Below are 920 nucleotides of genomic sequence, written 5' to 3'. Positions count from 1 at the left end.
AGTTAACGAATTCTTGCGGTTTCTTTCAGCGCCGCCAATACCGCCAGCCCGTCGCGCAAGGGGCGCGGCTCGTGTGTGCGGATGAAGTCAGCTCCACCTGCGGCGGCGGCAAGCTCTGCAGCGAGTGTCGCGGCCCCGACATCCCCCGGACCACGGCCTGTGAGCGCGCGCAGAAAGGATTTGCGCGAAACAGACAGAAGCACCGGCAAATCGAAGCGCAGCCGCAATTCATCGAACCGCGCCAGCACCGAGAGCGAGGTTTCGGGAGCAGCCCCCAGAAAAAACCCCATGCCGGGATCAAGGACAAGGCGGTTGCGTTTGATACCGGCACCCGTCAGCGCCGCGATGCGCGCGTCAAAGAACGCCGCAATGTGATCCATGATGTCGCCAGCGGGTGCCTCGCGCCGATCTGCCTGCCCGTCTTGCACCGAATGCATAACGACGAGTTTGGCAGATGATTTCGCCAATTGCGGATAGAACGCAGCGTCTGGAAAACCGCGAATATCATTGAGATAGGCCACACCACGCGACAAGGCATAGGCTTGCGTCGCGGGTTGATAACTGTCGAGCGAGACGGGAATGCCATCTGCCTTGAGCGCGTCCAGCACCGGCGCGATACGCGCGATTTCTGTGTCGGACGAAACAGGCGCGGCGTCGGGATTGCTGGATGCCGGACCGAGGTCGATCACATCTGCCCCCTCGGCCATCAGCTTACGCGCCTGCGCAATGGCTGCGTCTGGCGCCAGATACCGGCCTCCATCGGAGAAACTGTCCGAGGTTATGTTGACGATGCCGAAAATGATGAGCGATTTATTCATGGGGGCTTCTATAATAATACCTAAAATCCGCAGGTAGTTAATTAGGATGTTTAAAGATTCTGATTATCCGTTTATGCACCTGTTATATTCGCAATTACTAGT

Annotated in this window: 1 protein-coding gene; it reads right to left on the bottom strand. The window is 57.8% G+C overall.

Features of this window, described 5'->3' with window-relative positions; translation table 11 throughout:
• Positions 1-2 precede the first annotated feature (2 nt).
• The gene (gene sul2 / locus U9S71_RS20890; protein ID WP_001043260.1) at positions 3-818 is read right to left on the bottom strand and encodes a sulfonamide-resistant dihydropteroate synthase Sul2; all 816 of its coding nucleotides are present in this window, start codon (positions 816-818) and stop codon (positions 3-5) included.
• Positions 819-920 lie beyond the last annotated feature (102 nt).

Source organism: Parapedobacter flavus, assembly GCF_035818675.1.
GTDB classification, from domain to species: domain Bacteria; phylum Bacteroidota; class Bacteroidia; order Sphingobacteriales; family Sphingobacteriaceae; genus Parapedobacter; species Parapedobacter flavus.
The sequence above is the reverse complement of the archived record's forward strand: the minus strand, read 5'-3'. Positions and strand labels throughout refer to the sequence as shown.

What these genes read in the sequence shown, in the direction of transcription:
- sul2 (WP_001043260.1), bottom strand. Translation starts at nt 818, where the DNA reads ATGAATAAATCGCTCATCATTTTCGGCATCGTCAACATAACCTCGGAC.